The organism is Vibrio sp. SCP2 (assembly GCF_059295395.1).
In genome coordinates, this window is the sequence record NZ_JCAFVV010000001.1 from 170,410 (window position 1) to 195,628 (window position 25,219).

26 protein-coding genes are annotated in these 25,219 nt (G+C 43.7%); 7 read left to right on the forward strand and 19 right to left on the reverse strand.

Annotated elements, in window-relative coordinates:
• Positions 1-118: 118 nt before the first annotated feature.
• A complete protein-coding gene (locus AC5O63_RS00860; protein ID WP_494503545.1) occupies positions 119-2,800 on the reverse strand; it encodes a bifunctional acetate--CoA ligase family protein/GNAT family N-acetyltransferase in 2,682 nt (893 codons plus the stop codon).
• A 218-nt stretch (positions 2,801-3,018) separates the two neighbouring features.
• Between AC5O63_RS00860 and AC5O63_RS00865 the strand changes: the two genes are divergently transcribed.
• Positions 3,019-3,594 carry an SPOR domain-containing protein gene (locus tag AC5O63_RS00865; RefSeq protein WP_494503546.1) on the forward strand — a complete coding sequence of 192 codons (576 nt, stop codon included), beginning with the start codon at positions 3,019-3,021 and terminating at the stop codon, positions 3,592-3,594.
• Between the two features lie 155 nt (positions 3,595-3,749).
• A complete protein-coding gene (locus tag AC5O63_RS00870; protein ID WP_494503547.1) occupies positions 3,750-4,742 on the forward strand; it encodes a D-alanine--D-alanine ligase in 993 nt (330 codons plus the stop codon).
• Here AC5O63_RS00870 and AC5O63_RS00875 read toward each other — a convergent pair.
• Positions 4,739-5,695, reverse strand: coding sequence for a tyrosine-type recombinase/integrase (locus tag AC5O63_RS00875; protein WP_494503548.1), 957 nt, complete (start codon positions 5,693-5,695; stop codon positions 4,739-4,741). The two genes, AC5O63_RS00870 and AC5O63_RS00875, sit on opposite strands and share 4 nt — an antisense overlap.
• 99 nt (positions 5,696-5,794) lie before the next feature.
• Here AC5O63_RS00875 and AC5O63_RS00880 point away from each other — a divergent pair, with 99 nt between their 5' ends.
• The 3 genes from AC5O63_RS00880 to AC5O63_RS00890 all read left to right on the forward strand — a co-directional run bounded on the left by AC5O63_RS00880 (position 5,795) and on the right by AC5O63_RS00890 (position 7,122).
• Positions 5,795-6,172, forward strand: a complete 378-nt coding sequence (locus tag AC5O63_RS00880) for a DUF3319 domain-containing protein (protein WP_038197061.1) — start codon at positions 5,795-5,797, stop codon at positions 6,170-6,172.
• Positions 6,173-6,178: 6 nt separating this feature from the next.
• Positions 6,179-6,490 carry a stress response translation initiation inhibitor YciH gene (gene yciH / locus AC5O63_RS00885; RefSeq protein WP_004742716.1) on the forward strand — a complete coding sequence of 104 codons (312 nt, stop codon included), beginning with the start codon at positions 6,179-6,181 and terminating at the stop codon, positions 6,488-6,490.
• Between the two features lie 251 nt (positions 6,491-6,741).
• Entirely contained in the window at positions 6,742-7,122 is a 381-nt protein-coding gene (locus tag AC5O63_RS00890; RefSeq protein WP_494503549.1) for a phage protein, read from the forward strand.
• Positions 7,123-7,341: 219 nt separating this feature from the next.
• Here the strand turns inward: AC5O63_RS00890 and AC5O63_RS00895 are convergent, their stop codons facing one another.
• The 12 genes from AC5O63_RS00895 to AC5O63_RS00950 all read right to left on the reverse strand — a co-directional run bounded on the left by AC5O63_RS00895 (position 7,342) and on the right by AC5O63_RS00950 (position 18,074).
• Positions 7,342-7,917, reverse strand: coding sequence for a hypothetical protein (locus tag AC5O63_RS00895; protein WP_494503550.1), 576 nt, complete (start codon positions 7,915-7,917; stop codon positions 7,342-7,344).
• A gap of 499 nt (positions 7,918-8,416) precedes the next feature.
• Positions 8,417-8,572, reverse strand: a complete 156-nt coding sequence (locus AC5O63_RS00900; protein ID WP_272283887.1) for a hypothetical protein — start codon at positions 8,570-8,572, stop codon at positions 8,417-8,419.
• Positions 8,572-8,982 carry a hypothetical protein gene (locus tag AC5O63_RS00905; RefSeq protein ID WP_494503551.1) on the reverse strand — a complete coding sequence of 137 codons (411 nt, stop codon included), beginning with the start codon at positions 8,980-8,982 and terminating at the stop codon, positions 8,572-8,574. Before AC5O63_RS00905 ends, AC5O63_RS00900 begins: the two co-directional genes overlap by 1 nt.
• A gap of 602 nt (positions 8,983-9,584) precedes the next feature.
• Positions 9,585-9,734 carry a YoaH family protein gene (locus tag AC5O63_RS00910; RefSeq protein ID WP_004742753.1) on the reverse strand — a complete coding sequence of 50 codons (150 nt, stop codon included), beginning with the start codon at positions 9,732-9,734 and terminating at the stop codon, positions 9,585-9,587.
• A gap of 83 nt (positions 9,735-9,817) precedes the next feature.
• Positions 9,818-10,993, reverse strand: coding sequence for a conjugal transfer protein TraF (locus AC5O63_RS00915; RefSeq protein ID WP_494503552.1), 1,176 nt, complete (start codon positions 10,991-10,993; stop codon positions 9,818-9,820).
• Positions 10,994-11,052: 59 nt separating this feature from the next.
• Positions 11,053-11,931: a DUF2861 family protein gene (locus AC5O63_RS00920; protein WP_239854878.1), complete on the reverse strand. Its 879-nt coding sequence runs from the start codon at positions 11,929-11,931 to the stop codon at positions 11,053-11,055.
• Positions 11,931-12,590: a response regulator transcription factor VxrB gene (gene vxrB / locus AC5O63_RS00925; protein ID WP_494503553.1), complete on the reverse strand. Its 660-nt coding sequence runs from the start codon at positions 12,588-12,590 to the stop codon at positions 11,931-11,933. The genes AC5O63_RS00920 and vxrB overlap by 1 nt, the downstream gene beginning before the upstream one ends.
• Positions 12,565-14,016 carry a sensor histidine kinase VxrA gene (vxrA, locus tag AC5O63_RS00930; protein WP_494504550.1) on the reverse strand — a complete coding sequence of 484 codons (1,452 nt, stop codon included), beginning with the start codon at positions 14,014-14,016 and terminating at the stop codon, positions 12,565-12,567. The genes vxrB and vxrA overlap by 26 nt, the downstream gene beginning before the upstream one ends.
• A 154-nt stretch (positions 14,017-14,170) precedes the next feature.
• Positions 14,171-15,547 (reverse strand): Re/Si-specific NAD(P)(+) transhydrogenase subunit beta, encoded by a 1,377-nt coding sequence (gene pntB / locus AC5O63_RS00935; protein WP_171325113.1) that lies wholly within the window; start codon positions 15,545-15,547, stop codon positions 14,171-14,173.
• A 13-nt stretch (positions 15,548-15,560) separates the two neighbouring features.
• Complete coding sequence (locus AC5O63_RS00940) at positions 15,561-17,111, reverse strand: Re/Si-specific NAD(P)(+) transhydrogenase subunit alpha (protein WP_494503554.1); 1,551 nt, start codon at positions 17,109-17,111, stop codon at positions 15,561-15,563.
• 298 nt (positions 17,112-17,409) lie between these two features.
• Positions 17,410-17,688: an HlyU family transcriptional regulator gene (locus AC5O63_RS00945; RefSeq protein WP_004742760.1), complete on the reverse strand. Its 279-nt coding sequence runs from the start codon at positions 17,686-17,688 to the stop codon at positions 17,410-17,412.
• A gap of 20 nt (positions 17,689-17,708) precedes the next feature.
• A complete protein-coding gene (locus AC5O63_RS00950) occupies positions 17,709-18,074 on the reverse strand; it encodes a late competence development ComFB family protein (RefSeq protein WP_494503555.1) in 366 nt (121 codons plus the stop codon).
• A gap of 218 nt (positions 18,075-18,292) precedes the next feature.
• On the opposite strand from AC5O63_RS00950, the gene AC5O63_RS00955 reads away from it, so the two are divergent.
• On the forward strand, positions 18,293-19,528 hold the full coding sequence (locus AC5O63_RS00955) for a GGDEF domain-containing protein (RefSeq protein ID WP_494503556.1): 1,236 nt from the start codon (positions 18,293-18,295) through the stop codon (positions 19,526-19,528).
• Here AC5O63_RS00955 and AC5O63_RS00960 read toward each other — a convergent pair.
• The gene (locus AC5O63_RS00960) at positions 19,525-20,460 is read right to left on the reverse strand and encodes a GGDEF domain-containing response regulator (protein WP_494503557.1); all 936 of its coding nucleotides are present in this window, start codon (positions 20,458-20,460) and stop codon (positions 19,525-19,527) included. The genes AC5O63_RS00955 and AC5O63_RS00960 overlap by 4 nt on opposite strands.
• 228 nt (positions 20,461-20,688) lie before the next feature.
• On the opposite strand from AC5O63_RS00960, the gene AC5O63_RS00965 reads away from it, so the two are divergent.
• Complete coding sequence (locus AC5O63_RS00965; protein ID WP_004742764.1) at positions 20,689-21,126, forward strand: DUF3069 domain-containing protein; 438 nt, start codon at positions 20,689-20,691, stop codon at positions 21,124-21,126.
• Between the two features lie 41 nt (positions 21,127-21,167).
• Here AC5O63_RS00965 and modC read toward each other — a convergent pair whose 3' ends face one another.
• From modC to AC5O63_RS00985, 4 genes are read right to left on the reverse strand one after another with little or no spacing between them, the layout of a single operon-like run.
• Complete coding sequence (modC, locus tag AC5O63_RS00970; RefSeq protein ID WP_494503558.1) at positions 21,168-22,274, reverse strand: molybdenum ABC transporter ATP-binding protein ModC; 1,107 nt, start codon at positions 22,272-22,274, stop codon at positions 21,168-21,170.
• A complete protein-coding gene (modB, locus tag AC5O63_RS00975; protein WP_494504551.1) occupies positions 22,271-22,963 on the reverse strand; it encodes a molybdate ABC transporter permease subunit in 693 nt (230 codons plus the stop codon). Before modB ends, modC begins: the two co-directional genes overlap by 4 nt.
• A gap of 8 nt (positions 22,964-22,971) precedes the next feature.
• Positions 22,972-23,727: a molybdate ABC transporter substrate-binding protein gene (gene modA / locus AC5O63_RS00980; RefSeq protein ID WP_494503559.1), complete on the reverse strand. Its 756-nt coding sequence runs from the start codon at positions 23,725-23,727 to the stop codon at positions 22,972-22,974.
• Positions 23,728-23,738: 11 nt separating this feature from the next.
• Complete coding sequence (locus tag AC5O63_RS00985; RefSeq protein ID WP_494503560.1) at positions 23,739-25,196, reverse strand: cobyric acid synthase; 1,458 nt, start codon at positions 25,194-25,196, stop codon at positions 23,739-23,741.
• Between the last annotated feature and the right edge of the window lie 23 nt (positions 25,197-25,219).

Below are 25,219 nucleotides of genomic sequence, written 5' to 3' on the forward strand. Positions count from 1 at the left end.
TCGAATTGCGATTAATCATACTCCGACAAATTTCATTGCGCAAGATAAACACCAAATAGTTTGTGAACGAAAAGGTCAAGTCGCCCAATACGAGCGACTTAACTATAAACAACCGAGGCTAGTTGAGGGGGAGTACCATATCTGCAGTTCCATCTTCAAACTGCACATCTAACTTGAATCCGAGCCCTTGAGCCAGCATAAGCATACCGCGGTTAGTTGGCATCGTCATTCCTGACATCTGCTTAGTTCCTTTATGCTGACAATACTCGATGATCTTCTTCATTAGCACTTTACCTAAACCGTTACCTTTAAGATCAGACCGAATAAGAATCGCAAACTCAGCATCGGTATTATCTGGGTTAATCAGCGCTCTCGATACACCAATAATTGGGCTTCCCACACGACTTTGGCTAACGGCAACAAAGGCCATCTCTCGGTCGTAATCTATCTGAGTGAGGTTGGCAAGTGCCTCATGATTGAATTCGCCGACATCGGTAAAGAATCGTTTATAAAGATCTTCTTTAGATACATTATGGATAAAGTCGGCATGGTGTGGCTCGTCTTCAGGGAGAATCGGCCTTAACAAGACTTCTTCTCCATCTTTAAGCGTGATGAGCTGCTCGTATTCAACCGGATAAGGGCGTATAGCGAGACGTTGCTGCGCATCTCCCTCATATTTTTTTAGAATCAAATCCGCATCGAGAATGGTAAATTCGGAACCATTAGCCAGCACTGGATGTATATCCAGTTCGTATACCTGAGGGCAATCAACCACCATTTGAGATACCCTAACAAGCAGCTCGGACAAGCCATGAATGTCCATAGGCTCCGGTAATTTTTGTGGGCGAATCTTACCGCTCTTAATCGCGCGTACGATCAAATACCGAGCTAGTGCCATATTTAATGGTGGAAGCGCAGATGCTGCATCTATTGATTCGTCCCATTCAGAACCACCTTGACCAATAAGAATCACAGGACCAAAAGTTTCGTCTGTTTTGACTTTGATTCGAATCTCTTCGCCACCTGCTAACTTCGCCATCCCTTGGACTAGCAGCCCGTGAATATTAGCCGACGGGTAGGAGAGCTTGGTTCGATCCAGTATCGCCTCAGAAGCACTAGCGACTTCATTACTGTTACGTAAGTTGAGCATCACACCTTGAACATCGGACTTATGCGCGATATCAGGCGAACGAAGTTTAACAGCCACAGGATAACCAATTTGCTCAGCAACATGGACGGCTTCACTTGAATCAGATGCAATCCAAGTTGGTAACACTTTAAAGTTGAAGTGGCGTAGAAAGGTGCCAATTTGGTGTGTATCCAAAGATACTGTATTTACATCCAGCAGTTTGGTTTCAATCCATTTTTTGGCTTCGTTAAGCTCGCCAATATGCACAGGTTCTGCAGTGGTTGGTGTCTCCATCAGTTGCTTTTGGTTTCGTCTGTACTCGACCAAGTGCATGAAGGCAACCACGGCACTTTCTGGCGTTCGATAGGTCGGGATACCTGCTTGAGTAAAAATATCTCGCGCGGGTTTAGCGGTTAATTCTCCAGACCAGTTAGTTAAAAAATTAAAACGCCTATGGCGTGGATGCGATTTAATCGCTTCAACGATGGCACTCGCCGTTTGCTCTGAATGCGCCACCGCTGATGGGCTATGCATAATAAGAATCGCATCGGCACAGTCAGCATCCATTACCGCATTAAGTGTATTGACGTAGCGTTTTTCGTCCGCATCGCCGACCATATCAATGGGGTTATTGTGACTCCAACTGGCGGGTAAAATCTCACTCAGTTTTTCAATAGATTCGTCTGACAAATCGGCGAGTTTACCGCCACGCTGGAGAAGAGTGTCGACGGCCATAATCGCAGGGCCGCCACCATTAGTGATGATCGCCAGCCTTTCACCTCGGAGCGGTACCGAATGAGTCAGTGTTTCTACTGCGGCGAAAAGCTCATGTGAATTGTTTACTCTGAGCATACCAGTACGGCGGATCGCTGAATCATAGATAATATCTAACGTGTCGTCGCCACCCGTATGTGCTCTTGCAGCAATTCGGCCCGCAGACGTTTTACCACCTTTCAAAACAAGAATACGTCGATTGCGTGACGCTGCACGAGCCGCTGACATAAAGCGGCGCGCATCTTTGATCGTATCGACATAAAGAAGGATCGCCTCTGTGTGAGAGTCGGTACATAGGTGGTCTAGCAAGTCAGCGAAGTCGATATCAAGGGCATTTCCCAACGATACGAAGGCAGAAAAGCCAATGTTCTTATCGTTCGCCCAATCGAGAATCGTGGTACACATCGCCGCAGATTGAGAGATAAAAGCTATCTTGCCTTTAATGGCAGTAACGGGAGAGAAAGAAGCGTTAAAGTTTACCCAAGGGAGAATCAAACCTAAGCTATTAGGCCCAAGAACTCGCATTCCATTATCTCTAGCAACCGATAGGCAAGCATCTTGAATGCTTTCTCCTTGTTCGTTAGCAAAGTGCATATCCGCCGATAGAACGATCACCGCTTTTACTTTCTTTTCAGCTAACTGCTCAAATATCTTCTCGTTGTATTTTGCGTGAGTACACAAGATGGCGACATCGGGCACAATCGGCAGCTGCTCAATTGCAGAGTAGGCGAGCACACCACACACAGAAGAGTATTTGGGTGTCACGGGCATAATCGCGCCTTCAAACCCACCATGCAGTAAGTTCTTCATAACGATATTGCCAGCACGCATTGGTTTGGTAGAAGCGCCGATAACAGCAACGGATTTTGGTCTCAACAGATGGGTAAGGTGGCTCATTGCAAGGCTCCTAAAGGGGCGACAGGTATAATCGTAACCAACAAAGGGCGCTAATACTTGGCATTTTTGATGTTGTTTTAATCAGATCACTGAGGTACGAGCGAAGTTTGTGCCATGTGTCACAGAGTATTGATATATAATTAAAATGTTGGGTTGATTCTAAGTCTATCTAACGGCATGATTTACAGTAATTTCTAGTTAAGGCATTTGAATAATTCATGAAAAAAATAGCAATAGTTGGCTTATCAGTGGTGCTTTCTGCATGTGTTTCGAGCGATTATGTGACAGACGTGAGTTCAGAAAGCTATCGTGAGGATTACAAAACGGCAAAGGTTGAGCAACCTGTCGTAACTCAGCAAGGAATGACTAGCGGCATCTCTGAAGATAACGTTGCTAAGGTCGTGAATACCGCACCTGCTCAACAGAGCCAAACCGTGAAGATGCAAGCTAAGCCTAAACCGGCTGTTGCTATTATTCCGCCGACCGCCAAACAGCAGTCAATGAATCCACGTTACGGCTTCACCATTCAGGTAGTGGCAGTCGGTTCACAAACTAAAGTGGATCACTTTGCGCGTAAACTACCTCGCGAAGATAACCAACCAGTTTGGGAAAACTATAAAGTTGTGAACGGTACTAAATGGTATACGATTCTTTACGGTGACTACGCGACACGTACAGAAGCAAAAGCAGCGATTTCGGAACTACCTGCAGAATTCCGCACACTTAAGCCTTTCGTTAAGAGTATTGATGACATTAAGAACTCACAATACCCAACGCTTAACAAGCTAAACTAATTGAAAGAGAAGGGGCATCAGCCCCTTTTTTATCGCCTATATTTTCTTCACTCAGCCGACAAAACGGATTTTTGTCTGGTAAAACCGTGTAACTTATAGCGGTTTTTATTATCATAGTCAGAGATTCTCCCTGTTGTCACACGGAAAGATTTTTAATGACAAATACGACTATTCTTCTCCTTTGCGGTGGTGGTTCTTCAGAACATGAAGTCTCACTTGTTTCCGCCGATTTCTTGCAGTCTCAATTAGAATCAACTCAAGGCTTTAATGTTGTTCGCATTGAAATGAAAGCTGATGGTTGGTTCACCAATGATGGTGAGCTTGCTTATCTTGATACCAATGCTGGCACAATAAACACGGATTCAAGTTCGACCAAATTAGATTTTGTAATTCCTTGTATTCATGGATTCCCAGGTGAAACGGGTGATATCCAATCTATGCTAGAGCTATCAGGTATTCCTTATTTAGGTTGCGGCCCTGAGGCGAGCACTAATAGCTTTAACAAAATTACCTCTAAGCTTTGGTATGACGCACTAGGCATTCCTAATACTCCTTACATTTTCTTGTCTGAAAACAATCAAGATGCCTACGCGCGCAGTGAAGCTGCGTTTAAAGAGTGGGGCTCTGTGTTCGTTAAAGCGGCTAGACAGGGGTCTTCTGTGGGTTGTTACAAGGTAACGGATGCTTCACAACTTCAGAAAGCGCTTGATGATGCATTCGGTTATTCAGATCAAGTATTAGTCGAACAAGCAGTTAAGCCGAGAGAGCTTGAAGTAGCGGCGTATGAGTACGAAGGTAAACTTCACATATCTAAGCCTGGCGAAATCATTGCACCAGAAGATGCTTTTTATAGCTACGAAGAGAAGTACAGCACTTCAAGTCATTCAATAACTAAGGTAGAGGCATCAGATCTCAGCCAAGAGCAACTTGAAGTTATCCGTCAAAGTTCAGAAAAAGTATTTACTCAGATGCGTTTACGCCATCTATCTCGCATCGACTTCTTCTTAACACCTGATGGGAAGATTTACCTAAATGAAGTTAATACCTTCCCAGGAATGACTCCAATTTCGATGTTCCCGAAAATGCTAGAGCATAATGGACATTCGTTTGCGGACTTCTTGGCAAACTGTGTTAAAACTTCGCTCTAATCCCACGGTTTAAAGCTTTTATAAACCATGCGTTCAAGTGCTGCTTGAGATTGATTTCCTATGTATTGATAGGGCATAGCAGCACTTTTCCATCTCCCAAAGCGTTGAATATCTTTAACTTTCACACCTTGAGAAGCGAGCTCATTCGCCGCACCCACTCGCAATGATAGCCCAGAGAACTTAACATCTAGCTTCAGCTTATCGCTGGCCGAGCGCAAAATACGATAAATTGACGAATCGTTAAGCGCTTCATCACTTATATTGCCGTGTTTGTCTATTGCGTTAAAGAGCGCACCATTATGACTTCCGCGCACAATCAACCATCGATTTAAAATCTCACAGGCTTCGTCTGATAAACGATACTCTTCACTGCCTATCCAAATACTAACAACGGCGTCATTTAAACAAACGCTTTTGAATTCTAGATCTCGTAATTCGGAACGTTTAAGCAAGCACTCGAACATAAGATGATATATCGCTAGGTTTCTAACATCTCTGACATGCTTAGAAGGCGTAAGTAGATTTGTTAGTGTTTCCAAATGCTGTCTATTGAAAGAAGTGGTTGATTTGGCGTCGGATTTTTTATCAATTCTCAGTGACGCAAGTAGGTTTCGAACGGAAATGTTAGAAGTAGGGTCTGGCAAGTTTAACGTTTTGTGGAACAAACCCAATGTCACACTGTAACGTTTAATGGTTGAATACTTCCTTTGCTTAGACTCTTTCTCTAAGAACAAACGTACCGCGGTGGACGCCGCGGGTAGGGAATTCACACCTTTTTGCGAACAAAATTCGTTAAATAGATTCCAATCTTTGCGCATAGCTAATAGAGAATTGCGGGCGTACTCACCGTTCAATAATTCATTTACCTCTTCAATAGTTATATTGTTTAATAACTTATTAACGAATTGTTTTCTCTCACCTTCACATGTGACGACGCGAACATTTTTCCGCACTTTAACGCACCATAACCTCGAAACGTATGATAAATATACTTGATAATGAGAGATATACAATTATTATTAAACTATCTGAATACAAAGATAATAATGACTATGGCTGCTGCAACTTACCGAGGTTTCACCCTCAAATCTGCTGGAAATTCGACTGAAGTTTGGCAAGTACAAATCAAACAACACGTGTTGTCAGGAAGTATGGCAGCCGTGAAGAAAAGCATCGATTGGTTTTGTGATACGGCAACAATTATCGATCCTAAAGAATTCAATTCACTGGCGAGTAAACAGAAAGCTACCGGGCAACCCGCACAAGAAAACTTTCATGGATACACCATCAAAAATGACACCGGTGACGTAAACAGTTGGTACTGTTTCTTTAATGGAAGGCTAATTAAAGGCGGAAAGCTTGCTATTCAGAAGCACATAGAGGCATACTTGGTCGCTAAGCAAAAAGCTGAACAGCAACAGAAGAAGTAAAACTGTATGACTCTTGTATATAGCACTGACGTAGGTCGCATCAAACCTGAAGAAGAGAAGCCTCAACGCGAAAAAGGCGATGGCATTGTACGTATTCAACGCCAAACTAAAGGACGCAAAGGTAAAGGCGTTTCTATTGTTACTGGGCTTGATTTGGATGATGCGCCACTTAAACTATTAGCCGCAGAACTTAAAAAAGTTTGTGGCTGCGGTGGCTCAGTAAAAGACGGAACAATTGAAATTCAAGGTGATGCACGTGACAAGATCAAAGCGCACCTAGAAAAGAAAGGCCACACAGTTAAATTGGCTGGCGGCTAAACCAAGAAGCAGTGAGTTAATCTCTGATTATCGAACTGATTATTAGGTATTTTATGGTAAATCTAGTTATGTTGAATTTCACAGCACAAAGTAGAAAACCATAAGTAGAGAAGAAAGGACAACAGCTGTCCTTTCTTAATGCTAAATTCTATTTAACATAACGTACATAATGCGCACTAAGAGTATCATCCCAGTTTAAAATGTCCTCTAGGCTCACACCCAGCTTCAGTCAGCTAGTCCACCAACAGTTTATGGATCTGCACCAAGCCGCCGCGTTTTTTCACGTGCAACCCGTCACCGTCAAACGTTGGATTTTAGGTCTCACACCGGTCAATCCACTCGCGGAAAAGCTGCTCAACATTAAAGCTCGCGGCTATCTGCCGCTCGATATCCGCTGGGACGGCTTTCGTGTCCATGAAGAGCGCGCCACGCTGATTACGCCCGATCGACGCGAGTTTAACCCCAAAGAGCTCGAAAACTTCGTCTACTGGCGCGATGAACATCGTCAGTTGGTCAAATTGTATGGCCGACTGCACGATCCGTGTCCCACGCCAGCGGTGCCCAATCTCACGCCTTTTCGTGGTGGCCGCCATGTCGAGCCAAAACCTTGGGTACCGAGTAAATTCAAATGACCTCAGCACCAGACGCTTTCAAAGCACACGCCGGATATTAAGTCCGGCGCGCTTGAGTGAGTGGGTTTGATCTTGGCGGTGGCACCGCGTCATCGATGGGGATTTTGTAGCGTTCATCCTGCAGCAACACCGCGGCGGTCTTGAGCAGCACTTGCTTAACCTGGCCTTGCGATGGCCGCAGCCGTACACGTCGTCGATTTAACATATCGTTCTCCTCGGTTAATCCGCTAACAAATCCAACTCTTCATCGAGCAACATTTCGAACAGCACGTCTTGCTGACGCTCAAACAGACTGTCAAAGGTGGCAAACATCACTGGCACCTCGTGCCAGCTGTCTAAGACTTTGTAGCCGTACAAGCCATAATGCGACAGAAACGCTTTCGGTGGATCAACAAGGTACACGCCGACACTGTTGGGATACGTCGACAGAAAATACAGCGCAATATAGGTGATCACCGACATCAAGCGCTCGGTCATGGCCTGAGCGGCACGCCCATCCAAGGGCTCAAGTAACAACGTATGCTGTCTCCCTACCCGACTGTCGTACACACCGACTAACAGTCCGGGTCGTGCTTGTTTGAAACGCTGCACGCCGATATGAAAAGCGCGGCCGGTAAAACAGGATAAATGATAGTGCTCAAGCCAGTCCAAGACCGGGCTCTCTTCGCACGCCAGCGCTCGGTAGCTCTGCTCACTGAGTGACGACACTTTCAATTCAAGATTGGTTTGATTGATGACATCTTGCAGAAACTGCACATCAATCGACTGACGTTGGATGGGCGTAGTGTTGTTCATGGATCTCGCGCCTTTTTAGTTAGTAAATGGGTGGTGACGAACAAGGTCGCGAATAAGTTAAGGGCTTTTTCGTGGCTGGCGCGAGCGTAAACCAGGATTAATTAACTGAAATAATGCACGGTTAAGGTACAAATGATGCGATAACAACAAGATACGAAACAGAATCTAGTAATGTGATTATTTAGCCATAGAGTTCTTCTGTCTTTCGCCCTAACACAGCTAACATTGTCCTATTTTCTTTAATCTATCAGTAGCTTAAAACTATAGCAATCAATCGATGCATTAAAGTGCATATTAATTCTGTATGACATGCTTTAAATCAAGATTTGAGCCTATGAGAAATAAAAACCGCCCAATCTTGAGCGGTTTTCTTTAGCGTCTGCGTCGAGTTTTTCGTCTCTTTCGAGTCGCGGTGGCTTTAACTACGCGTCCACCTTTCAGCGTATACCCTTTCTTAAGCTGGCCGTTTTGTTTACGGCCTTTGCACTTACAGCATCGTTTAGCCATGAGAGTCCTCCAGTTTACGTATTCGTTGTTCCTGATCTTGCTGTACTTTCTTTATCCAGTTGATGTCCGTTTTGAGCGCCGCAATCGTGCCTGCGCTTGAAACGACACCAGTGATTAGAGCGATGAGCATCGCTTCGAGTAGTCCCATTACGGCCCCCTGAACTTGCCCGAGAAGAATTCCAGCAGATAACGAACCATCGCGCGCATGCCAAGAGTATCGATGACGACCGCACCAACAACATACCAATAGGGTTCGGGAATGTTCTGCAGCGCCTCAAAGCCTTGTTCGACATAGGGCGCGTAATCAGGAATGAAGGAAAGAATGAGCGGAATAAACACCACAAGCAGGATAAATTCGTCTTTGAAGCCGCGCTCTTTGATGCTGACTTCATCGAGACTACTGGCCTGCTCTTCGACTTTTTGTAGCCTGCGTACCCTCGCCTGATGTTTCTCCTGATCGAGCTCGTGTTTGCGCTTTAAGGTTTCGGCCTTATTGCGGTTGTACTGCCTATAGGCTTCGAGTCCGCCATTAAACAAACTGATAATCGAGCCAATCATGGATACACATGGCGATTAAGTTCGATATGGGGACAATCTTTAAGCAAGCTTCAGTCCTCACATACAATTCCAACCAACTATTACTTCCTTTTCACTCGCAAATAGTGACAGCGTCACTAAGCGTGCACGCTCCTTAGTAGGTACAAAATCATAGATACGAACCCTTTTTGTACCTTTTGAAAATCGATTACTAATCCATAACGAATTAGGCGACGTTCGAGACTGGCTTCAGATTTTATGAGTTACACGATCACGTGTCAGAATAATACACTACATGATAGTAAGCGCTTGCAGACTAGAATTACAGTTATGTAATTTTATTACATAACGCAAATTGCTAACATTTCACACAGAACAATCAGCCACTATAAGTCATTGTTTTAAATTAATTTAGTTTACATAAAGCGCTATACAGATAAGACTTTCACCTTTATTACAAATGATGATTTGGTTGGAGTTTTATCTTGTTGTAGTCGATGTGTGAGTACGGACGAGTAAGCTTGTTGATACAGAATTCTGTTATAGTGCATCAATATATACAAGCACAAAAAAAGAGCAGTTCCCTGCTCTTCTTTGTATCTGTTGCTAGGTTTAAATCGTTGCTACTGCTGTTTAGCGGCTTCAGCTCTAATTTCTTCTGCGACCATTTTTATCGCTTGAGCTGTGCTTATACCCTCTGCCATTAACTCTTGGATTTTCTCGACAGCTTTTTGCTGTTCTTCATGGGAAAGTGGCGGTAGATCATCAAACATAAAAAAGGCTCCTAAAACTTTAGGAGCCGACTATATTACGATTTGACTGTAAGAGCTAGTGTATAACTACCCTAACCTATAACTTAATAACTCGTGAGGAAGTTAATATATGCGCCCATTGAATTTTCATTCGTGTAGCTAGCGCCGATATCCAACTGGAATAAGTTTAGCGGCGACAAACCAATACCGGCAGTCACGGTGTCATCTAAATTATCGTAGGCTAGATTTCTCTTCCAACCAGCACGCAGCTTTAACTGACGCATGATATCAATTTCGCCACCGACTCTAAGCATTTGGGTATTGTCGTTGAAATTGGTGTAACGCTCTTCTTCGTTAAGATCATAGTCCACACTGATGGTTGCATAGTCTGCGACTAAACCAACACCAACCGTGTAGAGCGGTCGCATTTGGTAAGAGTAAGAAACATCAGGCTTGCCACTGACAGACGAAGGAATCGTTAAGGTTTTAATATCTCGACTTACTAAATTCGTCGCCGAGAAACCAACACGCAAAGGCCCATAGAACCATAGGAAACCTGCGTCCATATTGAACATGGTTTCACCTGTGCCATTATCACGAACATCTTTGATATCGTAGTTGGTAAAGCTCGCTTCATAGACATAGGTATAGATGCGTTGCAGTTTAGGCGTAATACCGAAAGAAATGTGTTGTCCTAAGAAGGTTTGGTATTTGGCTAATGATATACCGACTTCAGTTACCCCTACTGAAACAGCATTAACGGTACTATTTTGTGCGTTCTGCAGAATACATGCGTCACTACCATTTTGACAATCATTGGCAATGATTGGGTTCGCATAAGACTCGGCATAGGCTTTACCAAATACGTTAGCAGCAACAAATTTGTTTGGAATAGCAAAGGCGACCACGCCGCCAATTTCCAGTTTGGCGATGTCACCGTCTAGCGCCTTTAAAGTGGCATCAAGCTCAGATGCATTGAGATCTGCAGGGTTGCTAGTCCCTTGCTCGATAAGATCCGCGGCCTTCTTAAGATCATCAACCATCATATGCTCATCACTGTATGACAAGCCAAAACTTGGCGTGATCATACCATAGTCGTCGTTTCGACGATAAATTGCAGTGAGCGCAGGGTTGTAAAAAGGAGCTGTGAGGAAAGTTGCAGAAACGACACCTACTCCGCCCATTGCGTCTCCGCGGGCTTCAATAGCATAGTTTGCAGCGGAAGCTGAACTGGCTGCAAGTGCAATAGACAATGTAAGAAATCTTATTTTATTTTCCATAATTGTATAAACTTTTTAGTTCCATATGTTTATATCGTTCTATTGTCTATTAACTTTAGTTATTCCTCCACTGAAACATCATAGGTCTTACTAATTATTTGTTGTTGTTCAACAATTATCGGGCCTTGCCACCTTTGGTGGTTAATCGAAACCGCTAAAACATACCGACCTTTGTCAACAATCCCATTATCTAATGACGTTGGATAGTCGGAGTCATAGCTTTCGCCCCACACTTGGTTGTAGTTACCATCAATGTAGTCATAGAGTGCAACATCGAGTTTAGGTAATGGACAATTAGGATTTAACAACGCGTTTCTTTCCAGTTTCCACTGAGCTTTTGCATCCCAACGAACTGTCATCTCTGACTTAGGTTCACCCAATACTAGCCATGAACTCCAAGAAGACTCATCGGCAGCGGTCACATCAATTCTATACAAGCCACTTCGGACTCTGCTATTTAAGTTATAGCGCTTGACGTATTTTTGAGTACCTAGGTCGTTTGTAGGAGATGATTGGATGAAAGAGTTATCGGTAGAAAGGTTTTTAGATACCCAACGAGTCAGAGAGATATCTTTTATATCTCGGTTAGATTCAATTTCAACGATTGCACGATACGCATCCCTGCCAGGACTTTGTATTTCACTACGGCGAACTGTAACGTTGCTAATCCATTCGGGTAATGAACGATTATCTAGGCTTTTACCACAATCTACATCTAGGGATTGAAGAAAAAGATCGTTGAGATGGGGCGTGATCGAACGATTTTTTTCTAGTTGCCACACCTCTACAAGCGATGTAAACATCGCTGGTAAATCGTTATTCAACAAATGCCTATGTGCCTGTGTTAAAGGCGAGTTACTTTCAAACCAAGGCACTTGTGCTGCATTTGTTGACGCACTGACCATCAGTGCGCCAATCAATAACTTTGCTCTATCCATTAAGCTTTCATTTTGTAGCCAACGCCACGTAATGTTTCGATTTCTAATCCAGGTAATTTTTGACGAAGCTGAAGTACGTGGGTATCTACAGTACGTGTTGTTGGGAAATGGTTGTAACCCCAAACATGGTCCAATAGCTCATCACGAGTAAAGACTCTGCCAAGATTGCTTGCCAAAAACAGCAGTAAATCAAACTCTGTTCGCGTCAAAGTCACCAACTCATCTTTATAGGTAACTTCACGCGTCGATTTATCAATCACTAGGCAATCTGTCACGACTTTGTTATCGTCTTGCGCTTCACCTTCTGGCGCTCTTAACTGAGCTCGAATACGTGCGAACAGTTCCGCTTCGGCGAATGGCTTAGTCAGGTAATCATTTGCACCCGCATCTAAACCCATAACTTTGTCTTTAACTGTCACTAACGCCGTCAATAAGATCACTGGAACGTCTTTGATCTTTTTCCACTCAACGAGGTGATCAACGGAATCACCATCTGGTAATTGACGATCAAGTATTACGAGATCTGCTTTATCCCAGTACTGCGCAACATCCGCAATTGTCTCTGAATGGAAGCACTCATACCCCGCTTGCTCTAAACTAACCAAAAGACCATCAGCTAAGTTTTTATCATCTTCAACAAGAAGCAGTGTCTGTTTCACAAGGTATCTCCAAAATAAACGCTGTTGGTGGGCCAATTAGCGACATTCTACCGCCCATTCGACCAACCATAGATTCCACTATGGTCAAGCCAAGACCAAGGCCACTTTTACTGACAAATGGCTTGCGTAACTGTCGCCAATCTTTTGCTGACAGTTCGCCCTGATCTTGCACTTTAACCGTAATTTTTTGTGTTTCTGTTGTTACATCAAGTACAACAGGCGCAACCCCATATTTATTGGCATTACGGATTAAATTATCTATACATGTCCCAAGCCAATAGACATTCAACTTGGCCGCGACATCTTGATTTACATTGAGCTTAACTTTACCGCCAAACTCTTCTTCTACTTTAAACTCTAACCACTCTTTTACAGAGGGAACCCAGTCAGTCGCGAGCGGTTTGTTATCAGACTGAAGATAGTCCTTACTCGCTTCAGCTAACTGACGTAATCGTCTTGAGTCTTCACATAAACGGCGAAATTCGTCGTAAACGGATTCAGGCAAATACTCAAATTCACGCCTGAAACCTTCTACTGTTAAAGACAAACTGGCAATTGGCGTTCTCAGTTCATGGGTCAAGATTTGCAGGATCAGCATTCTGCTTTTCATCTCTTGACGCTTCGTGTTCCAACGATACGCAGACCAGCCTAACACCAATAATATGTTGGCAATGACCAGCGCGACCATGCTGATTCGTAAGATGTCAGAATGGTCTTCAACGTCCCAACATAAGTTACCACGTTGTACAAAACAGCTGCTCGACTCTTTTCTTAAGCTAAACGACAGCCCTGCGTCTTCGACAGCTTGTTTCCAAATTCGTTCTGGATAAACTAAGTAGTTATCGCTTTTTCTTAGCCAGAGTTCGTTACGCTCAATAAACATGCTAGAGCCAGAAATGAGCGCGACCATGGTATCTTCGTTCATCCTTTGTAATCGACCCAGCAATGTCGAATCAGAGGCTAAAGGACGCTCTTTTATGTGCATGTACTGCTGCAGTTGCTCAATATACTCCGGATAAGTTTGAACATATCTGCTGGCATAGGTTCCACCACCAGGGTGAATTAATGCACTTCTGGCAAACCATTTTTCACTAAGCTTATTCCCTTTACACATAGCACGTGTAAAAACCAGTGGCTCAGTAATCAAAGGACTCAGCGGCAGCTTTCCAGTACAGTTTTGCGCCAGCCTGTATAGCCTTTGCACATCCTTTAAAGGGTATGCTGAGGTCTGCGGTAACATCGATTCCGGAGTAAGAAGCCTTGTTGGATAATCTGACTGCAAACTGCGGATATCATAAGAAACCGTTGCCTGTTCTTGATCGAAAAGATCAACAAATCGGTCGATACGCTCCGGTAAAGACTCTGCAGATGCGCTACCTGAGAGGACCGCAATACCTATTGCGATCGCTTTAACTGTTGTCTTAATCAATGCAAAAATTCATTAAATCAGTAAGTTATGATTTAGAGTAAAACATTATGGCAAAAATATAAAACTGAAATGTAATATCAATGTCAGAAATGGTACTCACGAAACGAAAGAAGCCAGCGTTATGCTGGCTTCTGTACAGTGTAATCCGAATCTACAACGCTTTGAAGATAGATTCGACGCTCTCTTTTGCATCACCGAATAACATCTGGGTGTTTTCTTTGAAGAACAGTGGGTTTTGCACCCCTGCGTAACCTGTATTCATCGAGCGTTTAAACACGATAACATTCTTCGCATTCCACACCTCAAGTACTGGCATACCCGCAATTGGGCTATTTGGATCGTCTAGAGCCGCTGGGTTCACCGTATCATTCGCACCGATAACCAGTACCGTATCTGTTTCAGAAAGGTCATCGTTGATCTCATCCATTTCAAGCACGATATCATATGGAACTTTAGCTTCTGCAAGCAGAACGTTCATATGACCTGGTAGACGACCCGCTACTGGGTGAATACCAAAACGTACTTCGATACCTTGCGAACGTAATGTCTCTGTGATTTCGTGAACAGGATACTGCGCCTGAGCCACAGCCATACCGTATCCAGGAGTAATCACAACCGATTTTGAGTTTTTAAGAAGCTCAGCAACCTCTTCTGCTGTCGTTTCTCTATGCTCACCCTGCTCAGCATCAGATGAAATTACGATTTCCTGACCAAAGCCACCAGCAATTACACTGATAAACGAACGGTTCATCGCTTTACACATAATGTATGAAAGGATCGCACCTGAAGAACCGACAAGCGCACCAGTCACAATCAATAGATCGTTTGCTAGCATGAAGCCTGCCGCCGCTGCCGCCCAACCAGAGTATGAGTTAAGCATTGACACGACCACTGGCATATCTGCACCACCAATCGAAGCCACTAAGTGGTATCCGAAAGCGAAGGCAATTAACGTCATTACTATCAACGCAAACATACTGCCGTCAGCATTAACGAAATGAAGCATTAACAGCGTCGATACGACAATCGCTGCTAGGTTCATTTTATGTTTGTGCGGAAGGTTCAAAGGTGAAGATGAAATAATACCGCGCAATTTACCAAAGGCGACAATAGAGCCGGTAAACGTCACTGCACCAATGAACACACCTAAGAACACTTCCACTAAATGGATAACATGCTCAGCGTGCGTTGCCGCTTCAGGTGCATCAATATAGCTGTTGTAACCAACCAGCACTGCTGCCATACCAACAAAGCTGTGAAGAATCGCCACTAACTCTGGCATTTCTGTCATCTCAACTTTCTTAGCGTAGTGGATACCAATACCACCACCAATGACCATAGCAATGATGATCCAAACAAAGCCTTCAGACTCTGGACCAAAGATCGTCGCGATCAAGGCGATTGTCATACCGGCAATACCATAGTAGTTACCCGATCTTGCTGATTCTTGCTTAGACAATCCTGCTAAGCTCAATATAAAGAATAATGCAGCAACAATATAAGCTGCTTGTACTAATCCTGCAGACATTCCCTGTTACTCCTTAGTCTTTACGGAACATTTCAAGCATACGCTTGGTGACGGTGAATCCACCGAAGATGTTGATACTGGCGATCAAGACAGCAATAAAGGACAAGAACGACACAACGCCATTCCCCTGACCAATTTGCAGTAACGCACCTACAACGATAATGCCTGAAATAGCATTAGTGACGGACATCAGTGGAGTATGCAGCGCGTGGGTTACATTCCAAACAACGTAGTAACCAACAACACATGCGAGAACAAATACCGTAAAGTGAGATAAGAACGCAGCAGGTGCCACAGAAGCAATCCATGCAAATGCGCCTAAACCTACGACTAGAGCCCCAACTTTCTTCGCTGGAGAAGTCGGTTCTTCTTTTTTAGGTTCTGTTTTTGCAGCTGGTTGAGCAGGCTTTTGCTCTGGTTGAGCGGAAACCTGAATTGGAGGCGCTGGCCAAGTAACCTCACCTTCTTTAACAACCGTAACGCCTCGCAGAACTACATCTTCGAAATCGATGTTAATGTTGCCATCTTTCTCTTTTGCTAGCAGCTTAAGTAGGTTAACAATGTTGGTCGCGTAAAGCTGAGAAGATTGCGTAGGCAAACGACCAACCATATCGGTATAACCAACGATCTTCACGCCGTTCGCTGTTGTGATGACTTTATCTGCAACTGTATATTCACAGTTACCGCCATTTGCAGCAGCCAAATCGACGATGACACTACCCGCTTTCATGCTATCAACCATTTCCTTGGTAATAAGCTTTGGAGCTGGTCGGCCAGGGATAAGTGCGGTGGTCACAATGATATCAACATCTTTAGCTTGCTCAGCATACAGCTCAGCCGCTTTCTTATTGAACTCATCGGACATTTCTTTCGCGTAGCCGTCACCTGAGCCTGAGTCTTCTTTAAAATCGACTTCTAAGAACTCTGCGCCCATAGATTGGACTTGCTCTTTTACTTCTGGGCGAACATCAAACGCACGAACAATCGCACCTAAACTACCCGCTGCACCGATTGCAGCTAGACCGGCCACACCCGCACCAGCAACAAGTACCTTCGCTGGTGGCACTTTACCTGCAGCGGTAATTTGACCGGTAAAGAATCGACCAAATTCATGTGCCGCTTCAACGACAGCACGATAACCTGCGATGTTTGCCATTGAAGAAAGCGCATCTAAAGCCTGCGCGCGTGAAATACGTGGTACGGCGTCCATTGCCATTACGTTAATGTTTTTACTTGAAAGCTTTTCCATTAACTCTGGGTTTTGTGCTGGCCAGATAAAACTGATTAGGCTGGCACCATCTTTTAACAGAGCAATCTCGTCGTTTTCTTCTGTAGAAAGCGGCGCATTGACCTTGAGGATAAGATCAGACGTCCATACCTCATCTGTGGAAACAATTTTAGCTCCGGCAGCTTCAAAAGCAGAGTCATCAAAACTCGCTAATTCACCCGCTCCAGATTCGATATTAACCTCGAAGCCCAATTTTAATAACTGCTCAACCGACTTTGGCGATGCAGCCACTCGCGTTTCTCCGGCGAGTATTTCTTTTGGCACACCAATTTGCATTAGCTATTCCTTGACTATTCGCAATAATGATTGTTCTGTTTTTATCCAACGATTTTAGATACTTCAAGCATTTTGTAACAAAAACACAAAATATCATTACATATAACCGATGGTAATGAACCATTTTGCTTATGTGTTTGTTACCTAACCACACTACACGATAGTGTTAAGAGGTCAAACCAGTAAGCGAAAAATCTCATTAAAACAACTGATTATGTGACATCCACATACTAAAAGAGCCATCAGAATAACGACTAATGGCTCTTAAAATTATGATGTTTGTCAATTTGGAGAGGATCTACTGAAAAATGTTGTCGCCCATCTGGTCTACAAACATTTGCGCTTTCTTGAGCATAAATTCGTTGGCATCACTTTCGCTCGGTAGGACATCAGAGCGAATAAAACGGTGTGTCTTCACTTCTTCACCGAACTGCTTCGTAATACGACCCGCAATACGATATTGACCACCTTCAGCAAGCGCTTCTTGGTATATTAGATAGCCTTTATACTCGATAGGCTCGACTTCGACTTTAGGTTGTTCTTTTTGACCACCAAACAAGCGAGAAAAAAGTCCCACAAAGTACTCCTTGGTAACGATTAGTTTTTCTTGAGGATTGGTTTTTCAAACCACTCTAGTTCAATGTCGTCATCAATCATCTGCTGTTTGCTAAACACGACAAGAACTTCATCTTTCCTGTTTTTTCTACGGTCGTCAACAATCATACTCACTGCGGCCTCTATAGCCGTCGACGCATAGTGCTTCAAAGTGACCAGCCTCTCTTCCGGTAAGGCGGATAGAAAGTCTATATCATAGCGAATATACACAGGTCGCAATTGAGACAAAGCTAAACAGGCAAGATCAGCAAGTTGCTCATGGTCAAAATTATCAACATACTCGGATTTCGCAAGCTCTTGACCGACTAATGTCTCCATATAGTTATGTACGTCCACACTTATCTGCATATTACTCAACTCCTTGTAGGGACAATTGTTCGTTCTAGTATGTTTCAATTAGTTAACGCTTTCTACGGATTTGCGCATTTCAACGCCAATTTATGACCACTATCTAAACGTGACCCTAATTTTCATCTATAAGTTTAGTAAAAAGCTTGGAAATTCATCAAATAAAAGTATTCTTAACAAGTTACTAATTAATAATAAGACCAATTAGGCTAGGTTGAATGTCGTTTTCTGTAGTCACTACAAACTGGTTCCGTCTTTCACTACCTTTGATGTTGCTGACGTTTATTGCATTTGGAATGAACAATGTAATCAACCTCACTTATTCAAACCTAGGTATCGTGTCAAAGCTTCCATTTGTACTCTTCGCTATAACTATAGTGCTAGCTGACGCATTTAAACAAAGTCGAATAGCTATGGTCGCTTCTGCGCTAGCTGTCTCCTATTGGGTCATACAAGAAAGGCTACAATCTCCCCTCTCATCAGGGACAACCATCCTTGAATTATCATTGCTCGCAGCGCTGCTGCCTATCGCTTTAATTTTTGTTTATAGCTACAAAGATTCTTCACTGTTTACTCGCACGTTCGGCTTGTACTTGTTTAAGCTCGCCATGCTGCTGTTATGGTCGTATTTGATCTTGACCTACTTCTATGAAGGCGGATTTGAAAACATTAACGAAACGTTTTTGTTTGTTTTGCCTCAGGTCTCAAGACTGCCCTTTATTTTGGTTGTTTTTCTCACCGCCATGGTGTTGATCTTTGCTATCTGCGTCTTGAACAGAAATAGCATCATTGATGTTGTTCTCTACTCAGCGACGCTGTTATCAGCCGCAACGTTTGTGTTTTTTGATGTCACCTACATTTCTAGTACTCTATTTTCCCTAGCGGGTGTGTTGTTGCTCGTCTACCTGCTCTCTGCAAGCTATGAGCTCGCCTTCATGGATACGCTAACTGAGATACCAGGACGACTTGCGCTTGAGTCTGATCTAAAACATCTCGGACGTAAATACACCATAGCCATGTTGGATATCGATCACTTTAAATCGTTCAACGATACCTATGGGCATGACACTGGGGATGACGTTTTAAAGCTTGTTGCAACCAAACTTCAGCATGTAGGTGGTCGAGCGAAGGTATACCGCTATGGTGGTGAAGAGTTCACCGTGCTGTTCAAAGGAAAACTAGCTGAAGACACGCGTGATCATTTAGAACTGCTAAGAGCGTCGATCGAAAATTACAACATGGTTTTGAGAAATCAAGATGCGCGGCCAAAAGACGATAAAGTTGGTTCTAAAAGCCGTGGAGCTAAGAAAAAGCAAGAATATGTTAACGTCACAATTAGTATTGGCGTTGCTGACAGCATAGAATCGAATAAAGTCTCCGAAGTCATGAAAGCTGCCGACAACGCATTATACAAGGCGAAAAAAGCAGGTAGAAACCAAGTCTGTATTAATTAAACGTCACTCGCAATATACTGGTTTCTTCCGTTGACTTTAGCTTGATACAAACGCTTATCTACAAGTTCATAGATTTGCTCTATGGTTTCCCGTCCATTTGGGATCAGGTGATACACCCCTTGTGACACCGTCACTAAAGACGACACATCACTGTACTCGTGCTGCAAGTTAGCCGCTTCTATGGATGATTTGATTCGCTCGGCGTTCTTAGTCGCTTTTTCTTGATCGGTATGCCCGAGCAGTACAACAAATTCTTCACCACCATAACGCCCCACGATTTCCCCACTTCTGGTAAACAAATTTGAAAGCGTTGAAGCGATTTCGATTAAACATCGATCACCTTCAATATGGCCGTAGTTATCGTTGTAGAGTTTAAACCGATCGACATCGAGCAAAATAAGACTGAGAGGAAGCTGATGACGCCCGTGCAATGAGATCATTTCAGTTAGCTTCTCATCGATATAACGTCTGTTTTTGACTTTAGTTAATCCGTCTTCTTGTGCTAACTGCGCTAACTCTTCATTTGCTTTCGCCAGAGCTGCAGACTTTTGCTTAAGTTCGCGACGCATAAAAGCGATACGCTGCATCGCGATTAGTTTAGAATTGAGTACGATCTTGTCGACAGGCTTTATTAGGTAGTCATCCCCCCCTGCATCGATCGCACTTGCAATCATCGTCGGTTCGTCATGACTACTTAAAAAGATAATTGGTACCCAATCAGGATAGAGTTCTCGGATTTTCGCGGAGACTTCAAATCCATTCATTTCAGGCATGGAAATATCAAGCAAAACAAGATCAGGTTCGAACTTAGGGTACATTTCCAAAGCCTCTTGACCTGAGCTAGCCATTTCAACCGTGTGCCCTAGTTGTTTTAACCTTATCGCTAGTTGTATACGCTCCATTTGAACGTCATCAACTAGCAGGATGTTCATCGAGGAACCCGATATTTCCACTGTTTACTACCACCCTTGAAATCCGTTTTTGTCTTAGCCAATTTTAGTCATTCTGTTTCATAGATTTAAACCTACAAAATCACTAAGAAATCACATGCTTAACAAAAGCATACTCCACCTTAGTTTAATCATCCATTCAAGGTTGACATTTATCCCTAATTTTTTACGATAGCGCCGATACACACACATTTTAAGAGAATATTATCCATGTCTGACGTTAATCAAACAGAACAGCCAAAAGTAGATCTTGCAGAAGTATCTGCTGAATTGCGCCAAGTAATTGAATTTGATGAAGTTCCAGAAGCAATGCACCTAATGGTAACGTCAATCCATGAAGTTTCTGAAGAAGCTGTTCGTGAATCGTGGAATGAACTGCCAAGCAGTGCGCAAAATGTTCTAGATAATTTTGAACAATTTCACGCTTTAGTATCAGTGAGCCAAGCCTTTGCTGGCTTAAATGTAATGGAAGAGTTTCCGACATTAAATCTTCCAAAAGACATGACTGAAGAGCAAAAAGAAGAATACCGTGCTGAGCTACTTGACCAAGTACTGCACAACTGTGTTAAAGACATGGTTAAGCAGATCAAAAAAGCGCGCCGTGACCCAATTCTAAAACGCGATTTCACAGACGTGTTCGCAAAATAATGAAACGCTAGAAACTTAAACGCCGCATTTCGCGGCGTTTTTTAATTGGAGACAACGATATCGCGCTGAGTGACACTGACACCTTTGATTTGAACGTAAACGTCCATCCCTTGTTCAAGCTCTAATTCATCCCTCGCCCAAGCGGTAATGGTTGCGACTAGGTGGCAGCCTTTAGATAGTTCGATTTGCACCGACACACTAATTCTATCTTGGCTACTCGCATGAGTTTCTATTTTCGATACCTTGCCTTTTAAGACGTTTCGAATGGAAGTCCGCTGAGGCTCATCAAGCATTATAGACACGTCATTAGCTCTTACTTGCAACCTTGCTGGGGAATCAATTTCACCGTCGATCTTTTGCACCCACAGAGCAACCTCGGGCGCAAGTTCAACCTTAGATAAAGCATATTGCTTGTTGTGCTCCACTACTCTAGCTTCAAACAATGAGCTTTGTTCAGAGAAAGATTGCCAAGGCTTCATTGCTCGCGACGACCAAACATCTTCAATGGGCCCAGAGACCGCAACCTTACCCTCATCAATTACAACTAAGTGGCTTGCAAGGCGCAGCACTTCATTCAAGCTGTGGGAAACATAGATTATTGGGATCTCAACGTTTTGCGATAACTGTTCTAAGAATGGCATCACTTCTCGCTTTCTCGGTAAATCGAGTGACGCGAGAGGCTCATCCATCAATAAGATATCTGGCTTAGACAATAAGGCACGACCAATCGCCACCCGTTGCTTTTCTCCGCCTGAAAGTTGGTGAGGGTAACGTTTTAGCAAAGGCTCTAGCGCCAGCAACTGAACAATCGGCTCAAAGTGCGATTTATCCGAGACGGATACCCCGTAGTTAAGGTTTCGCTCAACCTTTAAATGGGGAAATAGACGCGCATCCTGAAATACATAACCAACGTTGCGCAGATGCACTGGAACGTCGATTTTATTCTCAGAATCAAAGAGCGTTTTGTTACCGATAGTAATCAAGCCATTGTCAGGCTGTTTTAAGCCTGCGATAGCGTTAATCAGTGACGTTTTTCCCGCACCAGAGCGACCAAAAACAGCAGTAATCCCTTTTTCTGGTAATGTCAGGTCTATATCGAACTTAACATCGCCTAGCTGCTGTTTATAGCGTGCAGTTATTCCCTTCATTGGCTTGCTCCCAATCGACGAGCACTCACCCTAGATAACCATTCTGAGATCAGCATCGACGCAAGTGCTATCGCAATCGAAATAAGACATAGCCTCATTGCTTCTGCTTCAGAGCCTGGCGTTTCAATAAAGGTGTACATCGCCAGCGGAATAGTTTGAGTTTCACCAGGAATATTTGAGACAAAGCTGATTGTCGCCCCAAACTCACCTAAGCTTCGCGCAAAGGAAAGCATAGTTCCAGTGATGATCCCTGGGATCGTTAGCGGCAACGTAATAGTGAAGAAGATCTTAATGGGAGAAGCGCCCAGTGTTGCCGCCGCCTGCTCTAAGCGACCATCAACATTCTCTAAACTAAGCCTTATTGAGCGAACCATTAACGGAAGCGCGACCATAATGCAGGCCAGCACCGCCCCTTTCCAGCTGAAAGAAAACACTAACCCAAAATGCTCATATAACCAGTTACCAACAAAGCCTTGCCTACCCATAGAGATAAGCAGCAGATAACCAATCACTACAGGGGGCAAAACCAAAGGGAGATGAATCACTGAATCCAATAAGCTTTTACCGAAAAACTGTTTTCTCGCTAATAGCCATGCGAGACCAACCCCTATAGGTATCAGCCAAACAATGGCAAACAACGCCACCTTTAAACTTAACAATAATGCCTGATACTCGTAATCGGTTAACAAACTCACCTCTATTCCACTACCTCAGTAAAACCATACTGTTTAAACACACTTTGAGCTTGTTCACTGTGGATAAACTTAACAAAGCGCTGTGTCTCTATCTTCTCATTAAGCGGCGCCATCGGATAGACGATATTTGCATGTGCACTGCTAGGTAATGTCGCCACTACCTCAACCTTATCACTTAGTAACGCATCCGTTATATAGACGATGCCGAGAGGAGACTCACCTCTTTCGACTAACGTCAGCGCAATACGAACGTTGTTTGTTGGCGCGAGATGCGTTTTCACCTTATTCCAAACACCTAAGTTAACTAGTGCCTGTTTTGCATACATACCCGCTGGCACGGCATTAGTTTGTCCAATCGCGAGACGATATCCCGCTAATGCGGATATCCACGACTCCTCTGAATCTACATCTAAGTTAAGAAAATGACCTTTCGGAGCAATAGCAACTAAACTATTCGCCGCAATATATGTGACACCGTCACCATTAACGATACTCTGCTCAACTAAGTATTCCATCCACTTTTGGTTTGCTGATATGTAGATATCCGCAGGAGCACCTTGCGCCAATTGACGCGCCAACGAAGCGCTTCCACCAAACACGGTTGTTACAGAGGTATCATTCGACTCTTCATATTGCTCGACAAGATCATTGACCACGTTGGTCATTGATGAAGCCGCGTAAATGCGTAGCGACTCAGAATGAGCACTAAAGCTCACACATACAAAAAAGGCTAAAAGAGAATGTTTTAAACTGGTCATGGTTGCATTGATTATAATTCAGGCCATAGCTTTTTAAGATCGAGATGCTGCTCTATGGCATCGGCAATCCTATCAATGGCTTTTTGTTGGTTTAGATGGTGATCTATCTTCGCCACGTTTTCAACACCCACCCACTTGCAAATGGCGGATACAGCGTCAGCATTATCAAAGATACCATGTAGGTAGGTACCGAGCACTTGATTGCAATCACTAATCGCGCCATCGAATTGTTTATTTTCCAGTTCAATCAGATGATTCGTTGATACATGACTGACTCCAGCATGAATCTCATATCCACTTACGGCAATATCATTACCCTCTAAAGTCATCGTGCCACTCACATTGGTTAGCGTTTTGCTTTGCTTAAGTTCGGTCTCTACGCAGAGGTGCCCTAGCCCTTGACTAGAGCCCGGATCACTTTCAATACCGAGAGGATCATGAATCATCGAACCAAGCATCTGATATCCACCACAAATACCCATTACCTTACCGCCTAACCTAAGGTGTCTATTGATATCTTTATCCCACCCTTGGCTACGTAAATAATCAAGATCATTTCTGACTGATTTTGAACCAGGCAGTATGATTAAGTCGGCATCAGATAAGCGTTCTCCTTTACCAACGTACCTCAGGTTAATATCTGGGTTGAGTCTGAGCGTATCAAAATCTGTGTGATTACTAATGCGTGGAAATACAGGAACTACAACATTTAGCTTGGTACTCTCGCTGCTCACTTGCTGGGCATTGATCGCGTCTTCGGCCTCTAGATCGAAACCGTGTAAGTAAGGCAATACCCCAATCACGGGCTTACCTGTTTTCTCTTCTAACCAATCGAGTCCTGGCTCCAAAAGGGAAATATCGCCGCGGAAGCGGTTAATAACAAAGCCTTTTACTCGCGCTTGTTCGCTTTCAGATAGTAACGCTAATGTCCCGTAAAGATGGGCAAACACACCGCCGCGATCAATATCAGCAACAATGATGACAGGAACGTCGGCCTCTTCGGCAAATCCCATGTTTGCTATATCGTTAGCCCTTAGATTGATTTCTGCGGGACTACCCGCACCTTCGATTAATACGGATTCGTATTGAGACTGAAGGATAGAAAAAGACTCCATCACCACCGGCAAGGCCACTTTTTTATAACTCTGATAGCCAATTGCATCAACCGTCGTCGTTGCCTTCCCCTGAAAAATGACCTGAGCCCCCATGTCCGTATTTGGTTTAAGCAAAACTGGATTCATATGAACGCTAGATTCGATGTTAGACGCGAGCGCTTGAACAGCTTGTGCTCGGCCTATCTCTCCCCCATCTGGGGTGACGGCACTATTGAGCGCCATATTCTGCGGCTTAAAGGGTGCGACTTTAATATTTCTTCGAGCCAATACGCGGCATAAACCTGCCACTAGAACACTTTTCCCTGCGTCTGAAGTAGTGCCTTGGACCATAAGCGCTTTCAATGTGGATTGCATGAACTATTAATACTTATTTGATT

Coding starts and splice junctions, on each gene's coding strand:
- AC5O63_RS00950 (WP_494503555.1), bottom strand. CDS start 18,074: ATGCAGATAAGTGTGGACGTACATAACTATATGGAGACATTAGTCGGT.
- AC5O63_RS00910 (WP_004742753.1), bottom strand. CDS start 9,734: ATGTTTGATGATCTACCGCCACTTTCCCATGAAGAACAGCAAAAAGCT.
- AC5O63_RS00895 (WP_494503550.1), bottom strand. CDS start 7,917: ATGAACAACACTACGCCCATCCAACGTCAGTCGATTGATGTGCAGTTT.
- AC5O63_RS00865 (WP_494503546.1), top strand. CDS start 3,019: ATGAAAAAAATAGCAATAGTTGGCTTATCAGTGGTGCTTTCTGCATGT.
- AC5O63_RS00890 (WP_494503549.1), top strand. CDS start 6,742: ATGGATCTGCACCAAGCCGCCGCGTTTTTTCACGTGCAACCCGTCACC.
- AC5O63_RS00965 (WP_004742764.1), top strand. CDS start 20,689: ATGTCTGACGTTAATCAAACAGAACAGCCAAAAGTAGATCTTGCAGAA.
- AC5O63_RS00920 (WP_239854878.1), bottom strand. CDS start 11,931: ATGGATAGAGCAAAGTTATTGATTGGCGCACTGATGGTCAGTGCGTCA.
- AC5O63_RS00955 (WP_494503556.1), top strand. CDS start 18,293: ATGTCGTTTTCTGTAGTCACTACAAACTGGTTCCGTCTTTCACTACCT.
- modC (WP_494503558.1), bottom strand. CDS start 22,274: ATGAAGGGAATAACTGCACGCTATAAACAGCAGCTAGGCGATGTTAAG.
- pntB (WP_171325113.1), bottom strand. CDS start 15,547: ATGTCTGCAGGATTAGTACAAGCAGCTTATATTGTTGCTGCATTATTC.
- AC5O63_RS00905 (WP_494503551.1), bottom strand. CDS start 8,982: ATGATTGGCTCGATTATCAGTTTGTTTAATGGCGGACTCGAAGCCTAT.
- AC5O63_RS00880 (WP_038197061.1), top strand. CDS start 5,795: ATGGCTGCTGCAACTTACCGAGGTTTCACCCTCAAATCTGCTGGAAAT.
- AC5O63_RS00960 (WP_494503557.1), bottom strand. CDS start 20,460: ATGAACATCCTGCTAGTTGATGACGTTCAAATGGAGCGTATACAACTA.
- modA (WP_494503559.1), bottom strand. CDS start 23,727: ATGACCAGTTTAAAACATTCTCTTTTAGCCTTTTTTGTATGTGTGAGC.
- AC5O63_RS00900 (WP_272283887.1), bottom strand. CDS start 8,572: ATGGGACTACTCGAAGCGATGCTCATCGCTCTAATCACTGGTGTCGTT.
- AC5O63_RS00870 (WP_494503547.1), top strand. CDS start 3,750: ATGACAAATACGACTATTCTTCTCCTTTGCGGTGGTGGTTCTTCAGAA.
- AC5O63_RS00860 (WP_494503545.1), bottom strand. CDS start 2,800: ATGAGCCACCTTACCCATCTGTTGAGACCAAAATCCGTTGCTGTTATC.
- AC5O63_RS00940 (WP_494503554.1), bottom strand. CDS start 17,111: ATGCAAATTGGTGTGCCAAAAGAAATACTCGCCGGAGAAACGCGAGTG.
- yciH (WP_004742716.1), top strand. CDS start 6,179: ATGACTCTTGTATATAGCACTGACGTAGGTCGCATCAAACCTGAAGAA.
- AC5O63_RS00985 (WP_494503560.1), bottom strand. CDS start 25,196: ATGCAATCCACATTGAAAGCGCTTATGGTCCAAGGCACTACTTCAGAC.
- AC5O63_RS00915 (WP_494503552.1), bottom strand. CDS start 10,993: ATGGAAAATAAAATAAGATTTCTTACATTGTCTATTGCACTTGCAGCC.